The organism is Pseudomonas brassicae, assembly GCF_010671725.1.
GTDB lineage: Bacteria > Pseudomonadota > Gammaproteobacteria > Pseudomonadales > Pseudomonadaceae > Aquipseudomonas > Aquipseudomonas brassicae.
The window spans coordinates 1-6,411 of record NZ_JAAHBU010000380.1 but is presented as its reverse complement, the minus strand read 5'-3'; the positions used below and the strand labels follow the sequence as shown (position 1 = coordinate 6,411).

The 6,411-nt window shown below is 65.0% G+C and carries 3 protein-coding genes and 2 pseudogenes; 1 reads left to right on the top strand and 4 read right to left on the bottom strand.

Translation table 11 applies throughout. The features are described from left to right. Positions 1 to 177 precede the first annotated feature (177 nt). Positions 178 to 630, top strand: coding sequence for a GNAT family N-acetyltransferase (locus G3436_RS22105; RefSeq protein ID WP_163949477.1), 453 nt, complete (start codon positions 178 to 180; stop codon positions 628 to 630). Here G3436_RS22105 and fdhE read toward each other — a convergent pair. From fdhE to fdnG, 4 genes and pseudogenes are all read right to left on the bottom strand, one after another. Continuing rightward, positions 627 to 1,517 (bottom strand): formate dehydrogenase accessory protein FdhE, encoded by an 891-nt coding sequence (fdhE, locus tag G3436_RS22100; RefSeq protein ID WP_163949474.1) that lies wholly within the window; start codon positions 1,515 to 1,517, stop codon positions 627 to 629. The genes G3436_RS22105 and fdhE overlap by 4 nt on opposite strands. After that, the gene (locus G3436_RS22095) at positions 1,514 to 2,161 is read right to left on the bottom strand and encodes a formate dehydrogenase subunit gamma (RefSeq protein ID WP_163949471.1); all 648 of its coding nucleotides are present in this window, start codon (positions 2,159 to 2,161) and stop codon (positions 1,514 to 1,516) included. The genes fdhE and G3436_RS22095 overlap by 4 nt, the downstream gene beginning before the upstream one ends. Continuing rightward, positions 2,158 to 3,047, bottom strand: a pseudogene (gene fdxH / locus G3436_RS22090) (formate dehydrogenase subunit beta). Before fdxH ends, G3436_RS22095 begins: the two are co-directional and overlap by 4 nt. Before the next feature lie 18 nt (positions 3,048 to 3,065). Further along, positions 3,066 to 6,115 (bottom strand): annotated as a pseudogene (gene fdnG, locus G3436_RS22085) (formate dehydrogenase-N subunit alpha). Positions 6,116 to 6,411 lie beyond the last annotated feature (296 nt).

Sequence of the window (6,411 nt, the reverse complement as noted above, 5' to 3'; positions counted from 1 at the left end):
TCGCTGGCAAGGCGAGTCGTCGCACCGCAGCTCCACATTTGTTGCAACGTGACCATGGCCTGTCAGATCGGCGTTGGCAGCCCTGTTAGCCTTGGCGATAGATCGCGGTGGCCACACCAAGTGCCAAACCACCCAATAAGGTGTACCTTCCCTCCTCCAAGCCTAGGAGCCCCCCCCATGATCGACTGGCTCAGCCACCACCCACACCACAGCAACACCCTGGCCCAATGGCTGCACCAGCAGTTCCACTACGAATACGCCGACCAACCCCTGGCGCAATGGCAACAGGCATTCGCCCAAGGCCAAACCGACGGCAGCCTCCTCAGCCTCATCGCCCTGAACGACAACCGCCTGCTCGGCAGCGCCTCGCTGGCCCGCGAAGACCTGCCCCAACGCCCCGACCTGGGGCCCTGGCTGGCCTGTGTGTTCGTTGCCCCCGAAGCCCGCGGGCAAGGTATCGCCGAGGCGCTGATCGAGGGCGTGCTGGCCAAGGCCAAGGCCCTGGGCCACTCGCACTTGTACCTGCATACCCACGACCGCGCCGACTATTACCACAAGCGGGGGTGGCAACACCTCGAGCCGTTCCAGGCGTGGGGCAAGTCACACTGGCTGATGCAGTACCCGCTCTAACCCGGGAACAGAAACGGGCTGACCCCGCTGCGGTCAAAACCCTGGCGCTCCACCTCGGCATCCAGCGCGATCGAGGCCAGGTCATCGGCCACCAGTTCCAGCTCGCGGTCATGCTCGGGGTAGAACACCTTGAGGTAGCTGTGGCATTCGTCACAGCTTTCGGCTTTGATCGCCGTCTCGTGGGTGTGCAACGACCAGTAGTCGAGCTTGCCAGTCTCTTCGCAGTTGCTGCATTTGAGCCGCACCATGTGCCAGCGGCTCTCGCACAAGCCGCACTGCAGGTAGCGCAGGCCAGCCTGCGCCCCGGTAAGGATGACGCTGGCCACCGGCGCTGCAGTGCACACCGGGCAATGCTGGCGCTGTTCGCCCACGCCGGCACTGCCAATGGCCGGCAGGTGCGCCGCCAACTGGGTGAAATACAACGACAAGGCCGCCCACAGGAACAACGCCTGGCCACTGTCGACCTCGCTGAACTGGCCCGCCAGCAAGGCATCGGCGGCGCGCTCCAGCGCCGCTTCGTCCAGCGCGCACAAACCCTGCAAGGTCGGGTGGTCGAGCTGCTCGCCCAGCGCGTGCAGCACATCCTGCCAGTAGGCCGCGCGCGGTAGGCTGGCCCAGGCCAACGGGGCTTTGGTAGCGCCAACCCGGCCGGCCAGCGCGTCCACCAGCGCCAGCGGCAACGGCGTGTGGTCCAGCAAGCGCTGCTGGGCATCGGCCACCTGGGCGACAAACAGCAGGTAGTCGGTCATGGGGTGGCCCTGCGCCAACTGGCGCAAGCGCGTCGCGCGTTGGCTATAGCGCTGGCCCAGGGTGGGCAGCAGCACGGCAGGTATTTCACCGATGGCGGCAGAGCGCTCTTCGATCGGCGTCATGTGGATACTGTTCATGGCTGTTTGCCGCTCCCGTTGTGCTTGTTGCTGATCTGCCGGTACCAGCGGTCATGGTGGGTCCTGGCCCAGCGATGGCTGACGTAGCCGGTGACCATGCCGCGGATCGAGCCCTTGACCCAGAACGCCAGGTACGCGTGACCAATGATCAGCAGGATCAGGCTGACACCGGCAATCGCGTGCACCAGCAGGCCGATGCGGATCGCCGGGATGCTGAACCAGGGGGCGAAGTACGGCCGCCAGATCACCACGCCGCTCACCAGCAGCACGCTGATCAGGCCCATGATCCCCCAGAACAGCACCTTCTGGCCGGCGTTGTACTTGCCGATCTGCAAGGCCGGCGCATGCTCGCCGGCCAGCACCTGGCGCACGTTCTTGAACCACAGGCGGTCTTCGCGTTCGGGCAGGTTGTACTTGACGAAGCGCACAAACAGAAACGCCAGCAACACGAACACCACCACACCGAAGAACGGGTGCAGGATGCGCGCCAGCTGCGGCGTGCCGAACACCGCGTTGAGGCCGTTGAGCGACGGGAAGAACCACGACAGCCCCGACAGCGCCACGGCAAAGAAACACAGCACCATCAGCCAGTGGCTGGCCCGTTCGATAAAGCGGGTGCGCAGGATCAGTTTGGCCTTGTTCATGCGTGGGTGTCCTCCTCGTGCTTCTGGTCCTGTTCCTCGACCTCGTTCGGCCCCACGCCCACGTAGTGGAACAGGGTGCCGGCCAGGGTGGCGAAGAAGGCCACCGCCGCCACCGGCTTGAGCCAGCCTTTCCAGCCATGGATAGCGCTGCTGATGCGCGGGTCGGTGGGCAGCTTGTGGTACAGGTGGGGCTTGTCGGCGTGCTGCAGCACATACACCACATGGGTGCCGCCCACGCCCTGCGGGTCGTAGATGCCGGCCCCGGCAAAGCCGCGGCCTTGCAGCTCGGTCACGCGCTCGCTGGCCTGGTGCAGCATGTCTTGCTTGCTGCCGAAGTTGATCGCGCCAGTAGGGCAGGTCTTGACGCAGGCCGGCTCCTGGCCGACCGACACGCGGTCCACGCACAAGGTGCACTTGTAGGCCTTGTTGTCCTTCTGGCTGATGCGCGGCACGTCGAACGGCAGCCGGCGATGCAGTAGCCACAGCCGATGCAATGCTCGGACTGAAAGTCGACGATGCCGTTGGCGTACTGGATGATCGCCCCCGGTTGCGGGCAGGCCTTCAGGCAGCCTGGGTCGGCGCAATGCATGCAGCCGTCCTTGCGGATCAGCCATTGGAGCTTGCCGCTTTCGTCCTCGACTTCGTCGAAGCGCATCAGCGTCCAGGTCTCGGCCGACAGGTCGGCGGGGTTGTCGTACACGCCGACGTTGTGGCCCACCTCGTCGCGCAGGTCGTTCCATTCGTTGCAGGCCACCTGGCAGGCCTTGCAGCCGATGCAGATGCTCACGTCGATCAACTTGGCCACCTCGGCCTGGTGATCGCGGGTGTGTGGCGCCGGGGTCAGCACGTTGGTGGCCGAGCGCTTGATGATGTCTTGGGATTGCATGGACATGGGTTCGCTCCCTTAGACCTTTTCGATGTTCACGAGAAACGCCTTGTATTCCGGTGTGTGGGTATTGGACTCGCCCACCCCCGGGGTCAGGGTGTTGGCCAAAAAGCCCTTGCGCGTGCTGCCTTCGTAACCCCAGTGGCACGGGATGCCGATGGTGTCGACGTCCTGCCCGTCGATGGCCAGGCGGCGGATGCGCTTGGTCACCACGGCCTTGGCCTTGATGTAGCCACGCTTGGTGCTGACGCGGACCAGGTCGCCCTGCACGATGCCCTTGTCGGCGGCGAGCTTTTCACCGATCTCGATGAACTGCTCGGGTTGCACGATGGCGTTCAGGCGCGCGTGCTTGGTCCAGTGGCGGAACAGCTCGGTGATCGAATAGGTGGTGGCCACGTACGGGAACTCCTCGCGGGTGCCCATGCGCTTGCGGTCGTTTTCGTACAGCCGGGCGGTGGGGCTGTAGGTCACGTTCGGGTGCAGCGGGTTCTTCGCCAGCGGGCTCTCGGTGGGTTCGTAGTGTTCGGGGAACGGCCCGTCGTTCATGGCACCGACCGAGAACAGCCGGCCCAGGCCTTCAGGCAGCATGATGAAGGGGTTGGTGTGGCTGCCGGGCGCTGCGGTCAGGGCAAAGTCGGGCACGTCCACGCCGCTCCAGCGTGTGCCATCCCAGCCGATCAGCTTGCGCTTGGGGTCCCACGGCTGGCCTTGCGGGTCGGCCGAGGCGCGGTTGTACAGGATGCGCCGGTTCTGTGGCCACGCCCAGGCCCAGCCGGGCGTGCAACCCAGGCCGCTGTCGGCGTTGTCGCGGCGGGCCATCTGGTTGCCCTGTTCGGTCCACGAGCCGGCAAAGATCCAGTTGAAGCACACCGTGCTGCCGTCGTCGCGCAACTGCGAGAAGTCGTTGAGCAACTGGCCCTTGCGCAGGATCAGGTTGCCCTGCTCGTCGTGCAGGTCGGCCAGGGCGCGACCGTTGGACTCCTTGGCCACTTCTTCGGGCTTGGGGTCGTACGGGTCGGCGTAGTCCCAGGCCATGTTGAGGATCGGCGCAGGGTTGGCGCCGCCTTCCTTTTGGTAAAGCTCACGGATCTTCAGGAACAGGTGGCCGAGGATCTTGCCGTCGTGCCAGGCCTCGCCGGGCGGCGCGGCCCCGGCCCAGTGCCATTGCAGCCAGCGCCCGGAGTTGACGATCGAGCCGTCTTCCTCGGCAAAGCACGAGGAGGGCAGGCGGAACACTTCGGTCTGGATCGCGGCGGTGTCCACGTCATGCTGCTCGCCGTGGTTCTGCCAGAAGCTCGAGGTCTCGGTGGCCAGCGGGTCGATGATCACCAGGAACTTGAGCTTTTGCAGTGCGGCCTGGGCCTTGTTCTTGTCCGGGAACGCCGCCACCGGGTTGAAGCCCTGGGCGATGTAGCCGTTGACCTTGCCTTCGAACATGCGGTTGCTGTAGTTGAGCACGTCGTAGCTGTCGTCCCACTTGGGCAGCCAGTCGAAGCCCCAGTCGTTGTCCTTGGTGGCCTTGTCGCCCCACAGGCTCTTCATCAGGCTGACGAAGAACTTGGGCGTGTGCTTGTAGTAGTTGACCTGGTCAGGCAGCACCGCGCCGGGGGTGGTCTGCTTGAGGTAGGTGGCCAGGTCGGTCTGGGCGTCCGAGGGCAGGTTCATGTAGCCCGGCAGACGCAGCGACAACAGGCCCAGGTCGGTGTAGCCCTGGATGTTGGAGTGCCCGCGCAGGGCGTTGACGCCGCCGCCGGCCATGCCGATGTTGCCCAGCAGCAGCTGGATCATGCCCGAGCCGCGGATCATCTGCGCGCCATTGGTATGGTGGGTCCAGCCCAGGGCGTAGAGGAAGGTCGCGGTCTTGTCCGGGGCGCAGGTCTGGCCCAGGATTTCGCAGATCTTGAGGAAATCGTCCTTGGGCGTGCCGCACACATTGGTGACCATGTCGGGCGTGTAGCGGCTGACGTGGGCCTTGAGCAGGTTCCACACGCAGCGCGGGTGGCTGAGGGTCATGTCGCGCTTGGCGAAGCCGTCGCTGCCCAGCTCGTAGGTCCACGAGCTGCGGTCGTAGCTGCGCTTGCTGGCGTCGTAGCCACTGAACAGGCCGTCGTCGAAGCTGTAGTCCTCGCGCACGATCAGGCTGGCGTTGGTGTAGGCGCGCACGTACTCGTGCTGGATCTTGTCGTGGCTGATCAGGTAGTTGACCACGCCCATCAGGAAGGTCACGTCGGAGCCGGCGCGGATCGGCGAATAGATATCGGCCACAGCAGCGCTGCGGTTGAAGCGCGGGTCGACCACGATCACCTTGGCGCCGTTGCGGATCTTCGCCTCGATGACCCACTTGAAACCCACCGGGTGCGCCTCGGCCGGGTTGCCGCCCATGATCAGCACCACGTTGGCGTTCTTGATGTCGACCCAGTTGTTGGTCATTGCGCACGCCCGAAGGTCGGCGCCAGGGCCGAGACGGTTGGGGCGTGGCACACCCGCGCCTGGCTGTCGGTACCGAGGATGCCCAGGGCGCGGGTGAAGCGCTGGTCCAGCGAGCCGGTTTCGCTGCTGGCCGCCGACGAGCACAGCATGCCGGTGCTCAGCCAGCGGTTGACCGTGGTGCCCTTGTCGTTCTTCTCGATGAAGTTGGCGTCACGGTCGTCCTTCATCAGCCGCGCGATGCGCTCGATGGCGTGCTCCCAGCTGATACGCTGCCATTTGTCCGAGCCCGGGGCGCGGTATTCGGGGTGCAGCAGGCGCTGTTCGCTGTGGATGTAGTCCACCAGGCCCGCGCCCTTGGGGCACAGCGAGCCGCGGCTGACCGGGTGATCAGGGTCGCCTTCGATATGGAAGATGCGTGCCTTGGCGTTTTTCGCACCGTCGCCCAGGCTGTACATCAGCACGCCGCAACCCACCGAGCAGTAGGTGCAGTTGTTGCGGGTTTCTTTGGCGCGCAGCAGCTTGTACTGGCGTGATTGGGTGGCCTGGGCCATGCCCGGGGCGAACCCCAGGCTGGCTGCAGTGGCGGTGGCTGCGCCGACGGTGCACAGCTTGAAGAACTGTCTTCTGCCCAGTCCCATGGTTATCTCCTTATGCAAGCGACCTCACGAATCGGCCGCGCACGCGCAGGCCCGCCGGGAAAAGCGTCGGGATCGGTAAGTGGTATGCAGGCTAGTAGCAGGGAGTGCGCGCCAAGACCCTTTCTATCGTGGGTGTATTGCGCGCAGTCGCGGGGAGTGTATGCCCTTACGAATAGTGTGACTAATCGACCTTGTCGATCAGCCTATAGAGGCATTCGATGGTAGGGGGTTATCGCGTGGCGTCGGCGGGGATCATCACGGTGTCGACCACCATGTCCACCGGCAGGGTGGCGATG